The sequence below is a fragment of the Saccharothrix luteola genome, from assembly GCF_020859565.1.
GTDB lineage: Bacteria > Actinomycetota > Actinomycetes > Mycobacteriales > Pseudonocardiaceae > Actinosynnema > Actinosynnema luteola.
Window position 1 is genome coordinate 1 of the sequence record NZ_JAJHUO010000022.1, and the last position, 16,515, is coordinate 16,515.

Annotated in this window: 16 protein-coding genes; 6 read left to right on the forward strand and 10 right to left on the reverse strand. The window is 73.5% G+C overall.

What is annotated here, in order from left to right:
• Positions 1–73 precede the first annotated feature (73 nt).
• Positions 74–466, reverse strand: a complete 393-nt coding sequence (locus tag LNK82_RS28715; RefSeq protein ID WP_230567966.1) for a RidA family protein — start codon at positions 464–466, stop codon at positions 74–76.
• A gap of 37 nt (positions 467–503) precedes the next feature.
• Complete coding sequence (locus LNK82_RS28720) at positions 504–953, reverse strand: RrF2 family transcriptional regulator (RefSeq protein ID WP_230567965.1); 450 nt, start codon at positions 951–953, stop codon at positions 504–506.
• 91 nt (positions 954–1,044) lie between these two features.
• Between LNK82_RS28720 and LNK82_RS28725 the strand changes: the two genes are divergently transcribed.
• On the forward strand, positions 1,045–1,359 hold the full coding sequence (locus LNK82_RS28725) for a PadR family transcriptional regulator (RefSeq protein WP_184929076.1): 315 nt from the start codon (positions 1,045–1,047) through the stop codon (positions 1,357–1,359).
• On the forward strand, positions 1,356–2,087 hold the full coding sequence (locus LNK82_RS28730) for a hypothetical protein (RefSeq protein WP_230567964.1): 732 nt from the start codon (positions 1,356–1,358) through the stop codon (positions 2,085–2,087). Before LNK82_RS28725 ends, LNK82_RS28730 begins: the two co-directional genes overlap by 4 nt.
• Before the next feature lie 45 nt (positions 2,088–2,132).
• Here the strand turns inward: LNK82_RS28730 and LNK82_RS28735 are convergent, their stop codons facing one another.
• Together LNK82_RS28735 and LNK82_RS28740 are read right to left on the reverse strand one after the other, a co-directional pair.
• Positions 2,133–3,530 carry an MFS transporter gene (locus tag LNK82_RS28735; protein ID WP_230567963.1) on the reverse strand — a complete coding sequence of 466 codons (1,398 nt, stop codon included), beginning with the start codon at positions 3,528–3,530 and terminating at the stop codon, positions 2,133–2,135.
• Positions 3,531–3,618: 88 nt separating this feature from the next.
• Complete coding sequence (locus LNK82_RS28740) at positions 3,619–4,395, reverse strand: glycerophosphodiester phosphodiesterase family protein (RefSeq protein ID WP_230567962.1); 777 nt, start codon at positions 4,393–4,395, stop codon at positions 3,619–3,621.
• Between the two features lie 67 nt (positions 4,396–4,462).
• Here LNK82_RS28740 and LNK82_RS28745 point away from each other — a divergent pair, with 67 nt between their 5' ends.
• The 4 genes from LNK82_RS28745 (at position 4,463) to LNK82_RS28760 (ending at position 8,165) form a co-directional block, all read left to right on the forward strand.
• Entirely contained in the window at positions 4,463–4,819 is a 357-nt protein-coding gene (locus LNK82_RS28745; RefSeq protein ID WP_053722362.1) for a hypothetical protein, read from the forward strand.
• A 68-nt stretch (positions 4,820–4,887) separates the two neighbouring features.
• The gene (locus tag LNK82_RS28750) at positions 4,888–6,939 is read left to right on the forward strand and encodes a putative bifunctional diguanylate cyclase/phosphodiesterase (RefSeq protein WP_230567961.1); all 2,052 of its coding nucleotides are present in this window, start codon (positions 4,888–4,890) and stop codon (positions 6,937–6,939) included.
• Between the two features lie 37 nt (positions 6,940–6,976).
• On the forward strand, positions 6,977–7,645 hold the full coding sequence (locus LNK82_RS28755; RefSeq protein ID WP_230567960.1) for a VOC family protein: 669 nt from the start codon (positions 6,977–6,979) through the stop codon (positions 7,643–7,645).
• Between the two features lie 25 nt (positions 7,646–7,670).
• Positions 7,671–8,165 (forward strand): GNAT family N-acetyltransferase, encoded by a 495-nt coding sequence (locus tag LNK82_RS28760; protein WP_230567959.1) that lies wholly within the window; start codon positions 7,671–7,673, stop codon positions 8,163–8,165.
• Positions 8,166–8,220: 55 nt separating this feature from the next.
• On the opposite strand, the gene LNK82_RS28765 is transcribed toward LNK82_RS28760, so the two are convergent.
• The 6 genes from LNK82_RS28765 to ku (LNK82_RS28790) all read right to left on the reverse strand — a co-directional run bounded on the left by LNK82_RS28765 (position 8,221) and on the right by ku (LNK82_RS28790) (position 16,033).
• Entirely contained in the window at positions 8,221–8,682 is a 462-nt protein-coding gene (locus LNK82_RS28765) for a PPOX class F420-dependent oxidoreductase (protein ID WP_230567958.1), read from the reverse strand.
• 170 nt (positions 8,683–8,852) lie between these two features.
• The gene (locus LNK82_RS28770; protein WP_230567957.1) at positions 8,853–11,852 is read right to left on the reverse strand and encodes an AfsR/SARP family transcriptional regulator; all 3,000 of its coding nucleotides are present in this window, start codon (positions 11,850–11,852) and stop codon (positions 8,853–8,855) included.
• A 35-nt stretch (positions 11,853–11,887) separates the two neighbouring features.
• Complete coding sequence (ligD, locus tag LNK82_RS28775) at positions 11,888–12,793, reverse strand: non-homologous end-joining DNA ligase (protein ID WP_230567956.1); 906 nt, start codon at positions 12,791–12,793, stop codon at positions 11,888–11,890.
• The gene (gene ligD / locus LNK82_RS28780; RefSeq protein ID WP_230567955.1) at positions 12,783–14,249 is read right to left on the reverse strand and encodes a non-homologous end-joining DNA ligase; all 1,467 of its coding nucleotides are present in this window, start codon (positions 14,247–14,249) and stop codon (positions 12,783–12,785) included. Before ligD (LNK82_RS28780) ends, ligD (LNK82_RS28775) begins: the two co-directional genes overlap by 11 nt.
• 16 nt (positions 14,250–14,265) lie before the next feature.
• Positions 14,266–15,147, reverse strand: coding sequence for a non-homologous end joining protein Ku (gene ku, locus LNK82_RS28785; RefSeq protein WP_268996552.1), 882 nt, complete (start codon positions 15,145–15,147; stop codon positions 14,266–14,268).
• Positions 15,148–15,241: 94 nt separating this feature from the next.
• Positions 15,242–16,033: a non-homologous end joining protein Ku gene (ku, locus tag LNK82_RS28790; protein ID WP_230567953.1), complete on the reverse strand. Its 792-nt coding sequence runs from the start codon at positions 16,031–16,033 to the stop codon at positions 15,242–15,244.
• Positions 16,034–16,515 lie beyond the last annotated feature (482 nt).

Consider the following 16,515-nt stretch of genomic DNA (forward strand, 5'->3'; position numbering starts at 1 on the left):
GTTGCTGCACTGGGGTGTGACGGCGGCGCGCTGCCCGTAGGCGGCGCCGCGGGGTGGCGCCGTCGCCGTGCGGTCAGCGCACGGCGACGGCGTCGACCTCGAACAGCATCCCCGGCAGGGCGAGGGTGGCGACGCCGAGCAGGGTCTGCGCGGGCGGCCGGTCGCCCCAGATGCGGGTGACGTGCTCCAGCAGCACGGCGAGCCGGTCGGCGTCGTGGTCGACGACGTAGGTGCCCAGGCGGGCGACGTGCCGGTAGTCCAGGCCCGCGGCGCGCAGCGCGACGCCGAGGTTGGCGAAGGAGCGGGCGACCTGGTCGGCGAAGTCGTCGGACACGACGCGACCGTCGGGGCCGGAGCCGTACTGGCCCGCGACGAACACCAGGTCGCCGGTGGTGGCGGCGACGTGGCTGTAGCCGTAGCCGGTGGGGTCGTGCAGCTCGTCGGGGTTGCTCAGGGTGTGCGGCACGGTCGTCCTCTTCCGTCGGTCGGGGCTGTTGTCTGTGTCAGGTGAGTCGGGCGCGGGTGGCGGCCGGGGCGTCGGGGTCGGCGCGGCGCACGTCGGCGTCGAGGTCGGCGAGGGTGCGGCCGGCCAGCTCGCGCCGCCAGGCCAGGTCGGCGCGGGTCATGGCGGAGTCGATGGCGCAGCGGGTGGTGTGGGGGCCGCCGGCGCGGATCTCGGTGCAGCGGAACGCGGGGTCGGCGCCGTCGACGGCCGTGACGACGTCCAGGAGGGTCACGGCGTGCGGCGGCCGGTCGAGCAGGTAGCCGCCGCGCGGGCCGGGGGTGGAGCGCACGATGCCGGCGCGGCCGAGGGCCTGCAACTGCTTGGTCAGGTAGGCGGCGGGCAGGCCGTGCAGCGCGGCGAGGCGGGCGGCGGGGACGGGGGTGTCGCCCGCCCACGACAGGTCCAGGCAGCAGTGCAGGGCCCATTCGACGCCCTCGGCCATCTTCACGGTCGCCACCCTACCCAAATCCTGGACATCCCATATCCAGGTTTATTGCCGAGATATATCGCGAAGCGGTATAACGTGCGGTGTGAGAGGTATGTCGGAGCAGGTGTTCCTGGTGCTCACCGCGTTGGCGGAGGAGCCGTTGCACGGTTACGCGATCGTGCGCGCGGTCGACGGGCTGTCGGAGGGCCGGATGCGGTTGCGGGTCGGCACGCTGTACGGGGTGCTGGACCGACTGGTCGCCGAAGGACTGGCCGAGCGGGACCGCGAGGAGGTCCACCAGGGCCGGCTGCGCCGCTACTACCGGCTGACCGACGCCGGGGTGCGGGTGTTGTCGGCGGAGGTGGCCCGGTTGTCGGCCAACGTGCGCGCCGCGTCGTCGGTGCTGAAGGCGAGGGGTGCGCTGTGAGATCGGACGCCGGGAAGTCGAACCTGGAACGCCGGTACCGGGCGTTGCTGCGGGTGCTGCCCGCCCGGTACCGGGCGGAGCGGGAGGAGGAGATGGTCGGCATCTTCCTGGCCGGCCGCGGCGACGACCTGGACCTGGAGCACGGCTGGCCGGGCTGGGGCGAGGCGGGCGCGACGCTGGCGCTGGCGGTGCGGGTGCGGCTGGGTGCGCGGCGCGCCGCGGGCACCGTCCTGCGGGTGCTGGCGTTGACCGGGCTGCTCGGGCAGCTGGTGTCCTCGGCGCAGTCGTGGACGGTGATCGCCCGGCTCGGCCCGGCCGTCGACGTGCAGGGCTGGTGGTACGACGTGGCGGCCCTGGTGGCGTTCGCGGCGCTGGTCGCGGGCCGGCGTGCCCTGGGCCGGGTCGCGGCCGCGGTGTCGGGTGTGGTGTCGCTGGCGCCGGTGGTGTGGGCGGTGGTGTCGGGGGCCCCGGCGTGGCTCGCGCTGGCCTGGCACGCGCCCGCGCTGGTGACGGCGGTCGTGGCGGTGGCCGCGTTCCACCGGGAGGCGCCGGCCCCGTCACGGGTGTGGTGGGCGGTCGCGCCGGTCGCGGTGGCGGCGGGCGTGGCGTCGGTGGTGTTCACGCCGTGGCTGTCGACGGGGACGCTGCTGGCGGCGTGGCTGATCGCCGCGGTCGTGGCGGCGGCGTTCCGGCCCTGGTCGGCCCGCACGCCCGTGCCCGCCACCTGAACCACGCGCCCGCCCGGGGCCGGTGCGGCCCCGGGCGGGGGTCGGTCACACCTTGGCGGGCACCGGGTTGCCCGAGGCGGCGATCGCCTTGCGCACCGGCACGAAGATCATCAGCACGAACCCGGCCACGAAGAAGATCACCAGCGAGATGATCGCCAGCCGGAACGACCCGGTGGCCTGGCCGACACCGGCGAACACCATCGGGCCCAGCCACGACGTGGACCGCTCGCCGACCTCGTAGAGCGAGAAGTACTGGGCCTCGCGGCCGGGCGGGATCATCTGGCTGAACAGCGACCGCGACAACGCGTTCGTGCCGCCCAGCACCAGCCCGATGCCCACCGCGAGCCCGTAGAACTGCAGCTGCTGGCCGGCCTGCACGAAGAACGCCGCCCCGACCACCACGATCCACACGCACAGGCTCACCATGATCGTGCGCTTCGCGCCCCATGACTTCGCCACCCGCCCGTGCAGCATCCCGCCCAGGAACGCGACGAACTGCACGATCAGGATCGTGGTGATCAGCACCGTCTCGTCGAGCAGCAGCTCGTCGCGCCCGTACTGGGCCGAGACGTTCGCGACGGTGGCGATGCCGTCGGTGTAGATGAGGTAGGTGCCCAGGAACGCCAGCGTCAGCGGGAACAGCCGCGCCTGCCGGATCGTCTGGCGCAGCTCGGCGAACCCGGCGGTGATCACCGACGCGCCCGACTCCGAGCCGTGGGGCGGCTGGTGCCGCTTGAGCCGCGCCAGCGGGATGAGCGTGAACCCCGCCCACCACAGACCCGAGAACACGAACCCGACCCGCACCGCCGCGCCCTCGCTCAACCCGACCGCGTCGTGGCCCACGAACAGCGCCAACTGCACCGCCAACGCCAACCCGCCGCCGAGGTAGCCGAACGCCCAGCCGCGGGTGGACACCGCGTCGCGCTCGTCGGGGGCCGCGATCTCCGGCAGGAACGCGTAGTACACGACGACCGACGCGCCGTAGCAGATATTGCCCAGCACGAACAGCGCGACGCCGAGGTGCCAGTCGTCGCCGCCGACCGCGGCCAGCGCGACCGTGGCGACCGACCCGGTGAACGCCAGCCCGCCGAGCATGCGGCGCTTGTTCTGGGTGCGGTCGGCGATCGCGCCCATCACCGGCAGCACCACGACCTGCACGAGGGTGGCGATGGACAGCAGGTAGCCCCACAGGGACCCGGCGGGGAAGTAGGCGCCGAACAGGGAGATGTCGCACTGCCGCAGCGACCCGTCCGCACACGCGTTCGGGCCGTTGCGGGCGGTGTCGGCGACCGCGGCCTCCTTGGCGACCGCGGTGAGGTAGCCGGAGAGGAACACGGTGACCACCGAGGTGGGGAACACCGAGTTCGCCCAGTCGTACCAGGTCCACCCGCGCTGTTCCCGCTTGCGGTCCACGGCGGGTGCGGTGCTGTCGGCCACGCTCATGGGGGCGGACTGTATATCGCCCGCCATCCGTGGGTGGTGATCACCACCAAGCTGTTGCCAACCGTCCGCCCGCACGCCACGCGGCGCGTCAGCCGCCCGCCCAGGCGCGGCGGTCGACCAGCACGTCGCGCAGCCGGTCGGGCCGGTCGGTGACCAGCCCGTCGACGCCCAGGTCCAGCAGCCGCCGCATCTCCCGCTCGTCGTCGATGGTCCACACGTGCACCTCCAGGCCGCGGCGGTGCGCGGCGGCCACGAACCGGCCGTCGACCACCAGCAGCCGGCCCTGCCGCACCGGCACCTGCGCGACCATGCCCCGCACCGGCAGCCCCACCAGCGGCACCCGCCCGGCCGCCCACAGCGCGCCCGCCGACCGCGGCCCCATCGAGGTCAGCAACCCCGGGCCGCCCAGGCGCCGCAGCCGGGCCAGCCGCTTCTCCGAGAACGACGCCAGGCACACCCGGTGCAGCGAGTCGGTGCGACGCAGCGCCTCCAGCACCGGCACCACCGCCGAGTCGGCCTTGACGTCGATGTTCACCCACGCGTCCGGCAGGTCCTCCAGCAGGTCCTCCAGCCTGGTGACCGGCTCGCGCCCGCCCACGTTGGCCCGCCGCACCGCCGACCACGGCTGCGCGGCCACCGGCCCGGTCGCGTCGGTGGTGCGGTCCAGGGTCGCGTCGTGGTGGACCACCACCACGCCGTCGGACGTGGCGTGCACGTCGGTCTCCAGGTACCGGTAGCCCTCCTGGTGGGCGCGGCGGAACGCGGCCAGCGAGTTCTCCATCCCCGACAGCTCGTCGAGGTGCCAGCCCCGGTGCGCGAACGCGCGCGGGTGCGGTCCGGACAGGTACGGGTGCTTCGCGGTCACACCCGGAGTCTGCCCTGGCGGCGTGGCGCGGCGGTGACCGGTGGGTAGCGGGATACCGTCGCGCGCCATGGAGCTGGTGACCGAGCCCGTCGCGGCACGCCGTGAGGAAGCCAGGCACTGCGCCTGGTGCGGACGCCGTCTGCCCGACAGCGGCCGGATCGGGCGGCCGCGCCGGTACTGCGCGCAGCCCTGCCGGCAGCGCGCCTACGAACGCCGCGCCGCCGTGCAGCGGGGCGGGCTGCCAGAGGACGCCGTGGTGCTGTCCGCGGGGGAGTTGGCCGACCTGCAGGACCGGCTGTTCCAGCTGCGGTGCGCCGCGGAGGACGTCGCCACCGCCGCCGCGGACGGCGCCGACGGCGCGGAGTTGCGGCGGCTGGCGGGGGAACTGGTGGACACCGCGCGTGGGCTGGAGCGGTTGCGCTGAATTCCGTCGGCTTGCCCCCCGCGCGTGGTCTCGACCATCATGGCCCGCGGGTGGGCGAGGAGGAGCGCGTGAACGGCAACGGCGCGTTGCACCGCGAGGTGCTCGACCGGGCCGACGTCGGTTTCGGTGTGACGGACGCGAACGGCACGCTGGCCTGGGTGAACCCCGCGCTGGCGGAGATCCTGGGCGTGCCGGTGGACCACGTGGTCGGCCGGTCGCTGCCCGCGCTGCTGCCCGGCGCGCCCGAACGACCCCGGGCCGGGCTGGCGCTGCTGACCCCCAGCGCCTACCGCAAGGGGCACCGCTGGCTGGAGGTCACCTGCCAGACCCTCCCCGCCGCCGCGACCGGACCCGACGCCGAGGAGCGGCTGCTGTACCGGGTGGTGGACGTCACCGCGTGGCGCGACCGGGAGCTGGAGGCGACCCACGAGGCCGACGCGCTGCGCCGCGCGCAGGTGCTGGGCCGCATGGGCACGTGGGAGTGGCACATCGCCGAGGACCGCGTGGTGTGGTCGGACACGCTGCTGGAGATGTTCGGGTTCGGCCCCGACACGGAACTGGACTTCGACGGCTACGCCGCCGTGGTGCACCCCGAGGACCTGTCGATGATCCAGGCCACCCTCGAGGAGGCCATGCGGTCGGGCGCCGGGTTCTCCTACACCCACCGCATGCTGCTGGGGCAGGACCGCACCGAGCGGTGGTTCGAGTGCTTCGGCGAGGTCGTCACCGACGAGGACGGCTCGCCGCTGCGGGTGCTGGGCACCGCGCACGACATCACCCGCGCCCGCCGCGTGCACGACGAACTGCTCGCGCTGGCCGAGCAGGACCCGCTCACCGGGCTGGCGAACCGGCGTGCGGTGACCCGTGAGCTGGAACGGCAGCTCGCCGGCGGCGGGCCCGGCGCGATGCTGCTGCTGGACCTGGACAACTTCAAGGACGTCAACGACCTGCGCGGCCACGCCGTCGGCGACCGGCTGATGAAGGCGCTGGCCTCGACGCTGCGGTCACGGCTGTCGACGTCGCAGCTGATCGGCCGGCTCGGCGGCGACGAGTTCGCCGTCGTGCTGCCCGGCGCGACCCCCGGCGACGCCGCCCGGGTCGCCGAGGGACTGCGCGATGCCGTAGCGGCGTTGCCGCTCGTCGGCGCCGCCCGCAGCATCACCGTCTCGACCGGCGTGGCCGAGTACGGGCCCGGCGACACCTGGGAACTCGTCCTGGCCAACGCCGACCTCGCCCTCTACGCCTCCAAGGCCGCCGGCCGCAACCGCGTCACCGTCTACGAGCCCGGCCACTACGCCGACACCGCGAAACGCGTCTCCGTGCTGGATCGGCTGCGCGCCGCCCTCGACGGCGGCGGCCTGGCCCTGCACGCCATGCCCATGGTGCAGCTGGCCACCGGCACCACCCTCGGCCACGAGCTGCTGCTGCGGCTGGAGGACGGCCGGGACCCGTACCTGGGCCCGGCGGAGTTCCTGCCCGAGGCCGAACGCTCCGACCTCGTGCTCGACATCGACCGGTGGGTGCTGTCCACCGCGATCGACGCCCTCGTAGGCCACCCCGACCCGCGGCTGCGGTTCAACGTCAACATCTCCGGCCGCACCCTGGAGGACGAGGACTTCGGCGGGTTCGTGCTCGACCGGCTCGCCACCGCGGGCGTCGCGCCCGGCCGGCTCGGCCTGGAGATCACCGAGACCGCCGCCGTGACCAACCTCGACGCCGCCCGCGCCCTGTCGCTGCAGCTGCGCGCGTTCGGCTGCCGCATCATCCTCGACGACTTCGGCTCCGGGTTCGGCTCGTTCGTCCACCTCAAGCACCTGCCCATCACCGGCATCAAGATCGACGGCGAGTTCGTGCGCGGCATCGACGAACGCTCCACCGACGCCGTCCTCGTCGCCGGCATCGTGCAGATCGCCCAGGGCCTCGGCCTGACCGCCGTCGCCGAGTGGGTCGAGCGGCCCGCCCAGGTCGACGCCCTCGTCCGGCTGGGCGTGCAGAGCGGCCAGGGCTTCCACCTCGGCCGCCCCCAACCGCTCGAGAAGGTCCTCTCGGCCCAGTCGCAGCCGCCGAACGGCGCATTGTCGCCACGCATGGCCGGTGCGGAGGATGGGGCGCGTTCCTGATCACCGCCGCCCCGCCCCCCGATGGGAAGCCACCGACGTGCCCGGTACCCCCGACAGCCCCGCACGCGGTGTCCGCCGCGTCGAGCTGAGCACCACCCGCCCCGAACCGATCGCCGAGTTCTACGCCCACCTGCTCGGCTGGGTGCTCATCGCCGAACCCGACGGCGCGTTCACCGGCTGGGTCGGCGACCGCCTGGCCGCCCGCGTGCACCCCGGCGACCCCGCCTGGCGCGTCGTGTTCGCCGGCGCCGGACCCCGCGACCTCGGCGGCGGCGCCGCCGTCGACGCCGGCCGCGTCCTGCACGGCCCGTGGGCGCCGCAACCACGCCCCGGCGAACCGTGCTGGGTGGAACTCATGGGCGCCGCCACCGACGACGACCACTGGGCCGGCGCGCTCGGCTGGCAGGTCCGCGACCCCGACGGCGAGTTCACCCTCTACGACGCCGCCGTCGCCGACGACCGCCGCCCCGTCGCCGGCCGCCTCACCGCCCAGGGCGGCTGGACCTGCTACTTCGCCGTCCCCGACGTCGCCGCGGCCCTCACCGAGGCCACCGACATGGGCGGCACGGTCCTCGTCGGCCCCCGGGACGTCCCCACCGGTGTCGTCGCGGCCGTCGCCGACCCCGCCGGCACGGTGTTCGCCCTGCTGGAGAACCCGGCCGGCTGGGGCGGGGCGTGGTGCGTCGCCCACCAGGCCCACGCCTAGGACCGCGGTGGGCGAGGAGCGCGCGGTGGCGGGAACCGAACCGGTCGTGCGGGACGCCGGACCCGACGACGTCGCCGCCGTCCGCCGCTTCGGCGAGGAGCACATCCCCGCCCACTACACCCCGCTGATCGGCCCCGAAGCCGCGTCCGGGCAGGTCCGCCTGTGGTGGGACGAGACGCGACTCGCCGCGGCCGTGGCCGACGGGCTGCTCGTCGTCGCCGAGCTCGACGGACGACTGGTCGGCGTCGGGCAGCGCGGCCGCCTGGGAACCGACCACGTCGTCTACAAGCTCTACGTCCACCCCGCCCTGCGCGGCCGAGGACTGGGACCGCGGCTGCTCGACGCGATCACCCGCCGGCTGCCCGCCGACGCCGACCGGCTGTGGATCGAGCACTACGCGGCCAACGCACGCGCGGGCGCGTTCTACGAGCGCGAGGGCTTCACCGTGCGGCGGGTCGAACCGGACCCCACCGGGGACCCCGCGCTCGCGGTGGTGTGGCGGGCCCGCACCCTGCGGTGACCCGCCGGCACTCAGTGATCCGGGCACGCCGGGGGAGCGGCGAGCAGGGGAGTGGTCAGCCGGCCAGCCCGGGCGGGAACCCGCCGGTCGCGATCGGACCCCACCGGTCGATCGTGACGCGGATCAGGGACTTGCCCTGCCGGCGCATCGCGGCCCGGTACTCGTCCCAGTCCGGGTGCTCACCCGCGATGCACCGGTAGTAGTCCACCAGCGGCTCCAACGCCTCCGGCAGGTCCAGCACCTCCGCCCGTCCGTCCACCTGGACGTAGGGGCCGTCCCAGTCGTCGGACAGCACGCACACCGTCACCCGGTCGTCCCGCCGCGCGTTGCGCGACTTCGCCCGCTGCGGATAGGTCGACACCACCACCCGCCCCTCGTCGTCCACCCCGCACGTCACCGGCGACACCTGCGGACGCCCGTCGGCGCGCGCGGTGACCAGCAGGGCGCGGTGGCGTGGCCGCAGGAACTCGACCAACTCGTCACGGGACACGGTGTCGGCGGTGGCGATTCTCGGCATGCCCACCAGCCTAGGAGAAAGCGCCCCGACCGCACCCGACGCCACCACCCACGCCCACCACGCCACCGCCCGCCGACCTCGCCAGCACCTATCACTGCCGCCCTCCCACCAGCCGGCCCCACCGATCCCACCCCGCCGACCACGTGGCGCGGCTGCGGGTGGAGTCGACGTCACGCGTCGAGCAGGGCGGCCACCTCGTCCGCCCCCAACCCGGCGCCCCGCGCCGACACCTCCCCGAACACCGCGTCACCCAGCACCGCCCGCGCCGCCGCCTCCACCGCGAGCACCTCCGGATCCACCACCGCCACCTCGCCGCGCAACCCCCGCGCCGCGCCCACCAGCAACGCCGCCCGCACCCCGTCACCCTCCGCCACCGCCAACTCCGCGTGCGCCTCCACCACCCGCGCCGACACCACCTGGTTGCCCCACTCCCGGGCCGACGCCGCCGCGGACGCCCACGCCCGCACCGCCGCCCCGCGGTCACCGCACGCCGACTCCACCCGGCCCACCGCCACCAGTATCGACGCCCGCACCTCCTCGGGCCCGAACCAACCCCGCGGGCACACCCGCAACGCCTCCTCGCACCACCGCCGCGCACCCGCCAGGTCACCGCGCCGCCGCGCCACCTCCGCCGCACCCAGCCACGCCTGCGCCAACGTCTCCACCGTGCCCTGCGACCGCGCCAACACCGCCGCCTCCTCCACGTCGGCCGCCGCGCCGTCCAGGTCACCGGACTGGCACGCCCACTCCGACCGGCGGCACAGCAGGCTCGCCGTGTGCTCGGTCGCCCCGAACGACCGCGACAACGCCAACGCCTCGTCCAGGAACCCCATCGCCTCCGCCACCCGACCGGCCGCCCGCGCCAACTCGGCCAACTGCGCCAACGCCAACGCCATGCCCCACCGCTCACCCACCGCCCGGAAACCCGCCAACGCCGCCGCGTGCTCCTCCCACGCCTCCCGCACCCGCCCCGAGTACTGCAACCCCATCCCCGACCCCAACCGGCCCAGCGCCCGACTCCACGGATCCGACCCCAGCAGCCGATCCCGCAACGCCTCCATCTCCGCCAGGTCCAGCTTCGGCACCCCGTGCGCCATGCCCCACAGCACCGTCAGGTACGGCCGCGCCGGCGGACCGGCGAGCCCCGCCGGCAGCGGATCGCGCGGCGACGGCGACCCCGGCAACCCCGCCGCACCCGTCGACGACGCGTTCACCAGGCACAACAGGTACTCCTCGGCCAACCCGGCGGGCGGCGTCGGACCCACCGCCCGCACCACCTCCGCCGCCAACGACGCGCCCTCCGCGCGCAACCCCCGCAACCACCACGGCCACCCCAGGTCCGCCGCCAACCGCAACGCCAACCCGTGATCACGCCCCGCCGCCCACCGCACCGCCGCCGTCAGGTTCTCGTGCTCCGCCGCCAACCGCCCCAACCACACCAGCTGCCCCGCCCCGTACAGGTGCGGCGCCGCCTCGGCCGCCACCTGCGCGAAGTGCTCCGCGTGCGCCCGCAACACCCCCTGCTCCTCACCCGACTCCGCCAACCGGGCCGCGCAGAACGCCCGGATCGTCTCCGACATCCGGTACCGGTCCCCGGACACCTCCACCAACGACTTGTCCGCCAACGACGGCAACACCTCGTCCACCCCCGCCACCCCGCACACCGCCGCTGCGGCGGCCAACGTCGCCCCGCCCCGCAACACCGTCAACCGCCGCGCCACCACCCGCTCGTCGTCATCCAGCAACCCCCAACTCCACTCCACCACCGCGTGCAACGTCCGATGCCGCGCCACCGCCGCCCGACTGCCCCGCGACAACAACCGGAACCGGTCGCCCAACCGCGCCGCGACCTCCGCCACCGGCAACGACCGCACCCGCGCCGCCGCCAGCTCGATCGCCAACGGCAACCCGTCCAACGCCCGGCAGATCCCCACCACCAGCTCCGCCGCACCCGGGTCCAGCCGGAACGACGGGTTCACCGCCACCGCCCGGTCCGCGAACAACCGCACCGCCGCCGAACCCACCCCACCCGACTCCAACGGCGGCACCGGCCGCACCACCTCCCCGGTCACCCCCAACGCCTCCCGCGACGTCGCCAACACCCGCAACCCCGCGCACCGCACCAACAACCCGGCCGCCAACGCCGCCGCGTCGTCCACCACGTGCTCGCAGTTGTCCAACACCACCAGCACCGGCCGGTCCCGCAACGCCGCCACCAACCGCGCCACCGGCGCCGTCACCGGCCGCATCCCGTCCTCCCGCAACCCCAACGCCGACACCACCGCCCGCGGCACGTCCCCGCCCACCGCCAACGGCGCCAGGTCGACGAAGAACACCTCACCCGGCTCCCGGGCCGCGGCCTCCACCGCCAACCGCGTCTTGCCCGCACCACCCGGACCCGTCAACGTCACCAACCGCGACGCCCCCAACGCCGCCCCGACCAGCCGCACCTCCTCCTCACGGCCCACGAAACTCGTCAACTGCGCCGGCAACACCCGCCGCGCCACCGGCCCCTCACCCCGCACCACCTCGCCGTGCGCCGCCAGCAACCCGGGGGAGGGGTCCGCGCCCAGCTCCTCGGCCAACAACCGGCGCGTCCGCTCGAACAGCCCCAACGCCTCCGCCTGCCGCCCCTCCCGGTGCAGTACCCGCACCAACCGCGCCACCAACCGCTCCCGCGTCGGGTGCGCCGCCACCAACTCCCGCAACAACCCCACCGACGCGCCCTCGTGGTCCTCCACCGCCCGCAGCCGCAACTCCTCCCACCGCGCCGCGCACACCGCCGCGAACGGCGCGTCACCCACGTCCCGCAACGCCGGACCACGCCACAGCGCCAGCGCCTCACCCGGCAACCCCCGCGCCACCAGCTCCTCGAACCGCAGCGCGTCCACCTCACCCGGATCCACCACCAGCCGGTACCCGGCCGCCGACCGCTCCACCTCCACGTCGAGCACCGACCGCAGCCGCGACACCTGCGACTGGATCGCGTTGCCCACCCCCGCCGGCGGACACGGCCCGTACAGGGCCTCGCTCAGCCGGTCGACACCCACCACCCGGCCCGCGTCCACCACCAACACCGCCAACAACGCCCGCAACCGCGGCCCACCGACCCGGACCTCCGTCCCGTCCGCACGCCGCACCACCATCGGACCCAACACCCCGAACCGCACCCGCGGATCCTCCCGCACCGGGCCGGGCCGAGTGGTCAGCGGGGGAGAGGCGACGGCTCACCCACCGCGAACAGGTCACCCCCCTCGTCCACCCGCTCCCGCACCTCGTCGGCCAGGAACACCAGGTCCTCCACCACCCGGCACGCCTCCACCTCGTCCCACGACACCGGCGTCGACACCGACGGCCGCGGCCGGGCGCGCAGCGAGTACGGCGCCACCGTCGTCTTCGCCGGGTTGTTCTGCGACCAGTCGATCAACACCTTCCCCGTCCGCTGCGCCTTCGCCATCCGCCACACCACCTCCTCCGGCCACTCCCGCGCCAACCGCTGCGCCACACCCTTCGCGTACTCCGACGTCCGCTCCGCCGACGACACCGACACCGCCGCGTACACCTGCAACCCCTTCGACCCCGACGTCTTCACCACCGGCACCAACCCGTCACCCTCCAGCACCTCCCGCACCCGGCACGCCACCCGACAGCACTGCACCACCGTCGCCGGCTCACCCGGATCCAGGTCGAACACCAGCAGATCGGGGGAGTGCCGCCCACCCCGCGCACCCACCGCCCACTGCGGCACGTGCAGCTCCAACGCCGCCAGGTTCGCCAACCACACCACCGTCGCCAGGTCGTCCACCACCACGAAGTCCGCGTACTCCGCGCCCCGCGACGACCCCGGCGTCCCCACCCGCACCGTCCGCACCCACTCCGGCGCGTGCGACGGCGCGTTCTTCTCGAAGAACGACTTCCCGTCCACCCCGTCCGGATACCGCCGCACCGTCATCGGCCGGCCCGCCACGTGCGGCAACAACACCGGCGCGATCCGCGTGTAGTAGTCGATCACCTCGGCCTTGGTGAACCCCACCTCCGGGTACAGCACCTTGTCCAGGTTCGTCAGCTTCAACCGACGACCCTCCACCCGCACCACCGCCTCACCCGTCACCACGACGCACCTCCCCGGGCAGCCGGTCCGGCCGCAACCCCCGCCACGTCGGGAACCGCAACCGACCGTCCGCCGTCCACTGCCGGTACGCCACCTCACCCACCAACTCCGGACGCACCCACCGCGCACCCCGCGCCCGCTCCCGCGGCACCTCCGACGTGAACGGCGACCCCGCCACCCCCGACGCCGACAACCGCGCCGTCAACCGCTCCAACTCCGCCTGGTCGAACCCCGTGCCCACCGACCCCGCGAACACCAACCCGCCCCGCCCGTCCGGGATGCCCAGCAGCAACGACCCCACCACGCCCTTGCGCTTGCCCTCACCCGGCCGCCACCCCCCGATCACCACCTCCTGCGTCGCCACCGCCGTCACCTTCACCCACTGCGGCGACCGCCGACCCGGCACGTACCGCGAATCCAGCCGCTTCGCCACCACCCCCTCCAACCCCTGCTCCCGGCTCGCCGCCAACACCGCCGCCCCCTGACCCGGGAACGCCTTCGGCGTCAACCAATGGGCCCCCGCCAACCCCAACCCCTCCAACAGCTCACGACGCCGCGCGTACGGCAACTCCAGCGTGGGGGAGCCGTCCAGGTGCAACACGTCGAACACCAGGAACGTCACCGGCGTCCCCGCCACCAACCGCCGCGCCTGCGCCGCCGAGGCGTGCATCCGCTGCTGCAACGCCCCGAAACTCGGCCGCCCACCCTCCAACGCCACGATCTCGCCGTCCAACAACACCTGCGTGACACCCAACTGCGCACCCAACCCCTGCAACTCCGGATACGTCGACGTCACGTCGTTGCCCAACCGGCTCGTCAACCGCACCCGACCACCCTCGACCCGGGCGATCGCCCGCACCCCGTCCCACTTGAACTCGAACGCCCACTTCGCCGCCGGCCCCGGCAACTCCGCCGCGGGCGTCGCCAACATGGGGGACAGCGACTCCGGCAACGGCGCCCAATCCGGGCGCGCCGCCTCGTGCCGCCGCCGCACCATCCAGTCCTTGCCCGCCCCGTCCGCCCCGCCGCCCGACTCACGGCGGAAGAACACGAACTCGCCCTCCACCCGCGAACCGTGCAACACCACGTCCACCTCGCGGTCGGACCACTTCACCGTCTCGTACCGACCCCGATCCCAGATCACCATCTCACCCGCGCCGTACTCGCCCTTCGGGATCACCCCCGAGAACGACGCGTACTCCAACGGGTGATCCTCGGTCCGCACCGCCAACCGGATCGTCCCCGGCTCCGGCGGCAACCCCTTCGGCACCGCCCACGAGACCAACACCCCACCCCGCTCCAACCGCACGTCCCAGTGCAGCCGCGACGCGTGGTGCTCCTGGATCACGAACGTGTCGTCACCACCGCGGGGCACCACCGCATCGTCACCCGGCACCGGCTCCGGCGTCCGCCCCGCATCCCGCTTGCGCCGGTACTCCGAAAGATCCCCACCCATCCCCGCCGCCACGCCCTCAGGCGGGCTTCGCCTTCTTCTTCGCCGGAGCCTTCCGCGCCCCCGAACCCGACGACCCCGACGCGGACTTCTTCGCCGCCGGCTTCCGCGCCGCCGACCGCCCACCCCGCGCCGACTTCGCCTGCTCCACGCTCCGCTCCAACGCCGTCATCAGGTCGATCACCTCACCGGCCTCCTCCACCTCCGGCCGCTCCGGCAACTCCGCACCCTCCGCCTTCGCCTCGATCACCTTCTCCAACGCCACCGTGTAGTCATCCGAGAAATCACCCGGGTCGAACGACCCCGCCATGCTCTCCACCAACGACGACGCCATCTTCAACTCCTGCGGCCGGACCTCCACGTCCGCGTCCAAGAACTCGAACTCCGGCTTGCGCACCTCGTCCGGCCACAACATCGTGTGCATCACCAACAGGTCGTCCCGCGCCCGCAACAACGCCAACGTCTCCCGCTGACGAATCGCGATCTTCACCACCGCCAACTGCCCACTGCGCTCCAACGCCGTCCGCAACAACACGTAAGGACGCGTCGCCGCCTTGTCCGGCTCCAGGTAGTACGACTTCTGGAGATAGATCGGATCCACTTCCTCCACCGGCACGAACTCCAACACCTCGATCGCCCGATCGGTGTTCACCGGCAACTTGTCGAAGTCCTCCGCCTCCATCACCACGACCCGACCGTCGTCCAGCTCGTACCCCTTCGAGATGTCGGCGTAGGCGACCTCCTCGCCGCACACCTGGCACACCCGCTTGTAGCGGACCCGCCCACCGTCCTCACGGTGCACCTGGTGGAACCGGACGTCGTGCTCCTCCGTGGCCGTGTACAACCGGACACCGATCGTCACCAACCCGAAGGAAATCGCGCCACGCCACACGGACCTCATGCCACGTGACTACCCGCGAACAGCGCGATCCGCACCAGGGCGTCACTCGAACGGGCTAACAATCAGCGGGCTCCGCGACCAAACACCGCAACCCTCAACCACCCTCCCGCCGCGACCGCCCCGACCGCACCCGCTCCACACTCCGCCGCAGCGCACCCAACAGATCCACCCCACCACCCGTCTCCTCCGGCCCCCGCGCCACCGGCACCTCCGCCGCACCCGCCGCCTTCGCCTCGATCAACCCCTCCAACCGCTCCCCGTACCCGTCGGAGAACACCGACCCGTCGAACGGCGCCGTCATCGACTCCACCAACGACTCCGCCACCGCCAACTCCGCACCACCCGACACCACACCCGAGAAATCCGAATCCGGCTCCCGCACCCACTCCGGCCACACCAACGTCTGCAACACCAAACCCCCACCCCGAGGCCGCAGCACACCCAACACCTCCCGACCCCTCATACCCGCCCGCACCACCGCCACCCGCGACAACCGCACCAACACATCCCGCAACACCACGTACGACCCCACCGCCACCCGCTCCGGCTCCACGAAGTACGACCGACCCCACAACACCGGATCCACCTCGTCCGCACCCACGAACTGCACCACCTCGATCGCCGGCTCCACCCCCGCCGACAACCCCGCCAAATCCTCCGCCTCCACCATCACCAACCGACCATCCGGCAACACGAACCCCTTCGCCACCTCCGACAACTCCACCCCCGCACCGCACACCGAACACACCCGCCGATGCCGCACCCGCCCACCATCCAGCCGGTGCACCTCGTGGAACCGCACACCACGATCCCGCGCGGCCCCGAACAACCGCACCGGGAACACCACCAACCCGAACGACACCGAACCACGCCACACAGCCCTCATGACCCCTGCGTACACCTGTGCGAACATCGACTCACCCAAGTCACCCGCACGGACTACCCGGCAGCACGTTCCCGAGCAGACCGGCACGACCTGGAGCCGATACGCACCCGGGCATCACTCACCGTGACGACAGCGGGGACCCGCGACTGCCGAACACGCGGCCTCACCGGTCCCGACCGACGTCACCCACACGGCCCCGACCAGCGACTGAGCTGTCAGGGTGGCACACGCAGTCACCACTTCCACACCCAAAGTCAGGCTGGAAGCCCGGCTCGACGCACTCGTGGTGGAGATGTCCGGGCGGACGCGCCGACCCGTCGCCGGTGGAGAACGGAGAAGCGAATGATCAGAACGTCGCGAATCGGAAAACTCGGGCGGCTGGTGGTCACCGCGGTCCTGGCCGCGGCGTTGACGACGACAGCCGGCCCCACCCCGGCGTCCGCCACCTCCGGGACACCCACTACGAGAACGTCGGAAACCCG

Bases quoted from the DNA above. Each gene is read 5' to 3' on its own strand.
- LNK82_RS28725 (WP_184929076.1), top strand. From the start codon at position 1,045: ATGTCGGAGCAGGTGTTCCTGGTGCTCACCGCGTTGGCGGAGGAGCCG.
- LNK82_RS28735 (WP_230567963.1), bottom strand. From the start codon at position 3,530: ATGAGCGTGGCCGACAGCACCGCACCCGCCGTGGACCGCAAGCGGGAA.
- LNK82_RS28745 (WP_053722362.1), top strand. From the start codon at position 4,463: ATGGAGCTGGTGACCGAGCCCGTCGCGGCACGCCGTGAGGAAGCCAGG.
- LNK82_RS28765 (WP_230567958.1), bottom strand. From the start codon at position 8,682: ATGCCGAGAATCGCCACCGCCGACACCGTGTCCCGTGACGAGTTGGTC.
- ligD (WP_230567955.1), bottom strand. From the start codon at position 14,249: ATGGGTGGGGATCTTTCGGAGTACCGGCGCAAGCGGGATGCGGGGCGG.
- ku (WP_268996552.1), bottom strand. From the start codon at position 15,147: ATGAGGTCCGTGTGGCGTGGCGCGATTTCCTTCGGGTTGGTGACGATC.
- ku (WP_230567953.1), bottom strand. From the start codon at position 16,033: ATGAGGGCTGTGTGGCGTGGTTCGGTGTCGTTCGGGTTGGTGGTGTTC.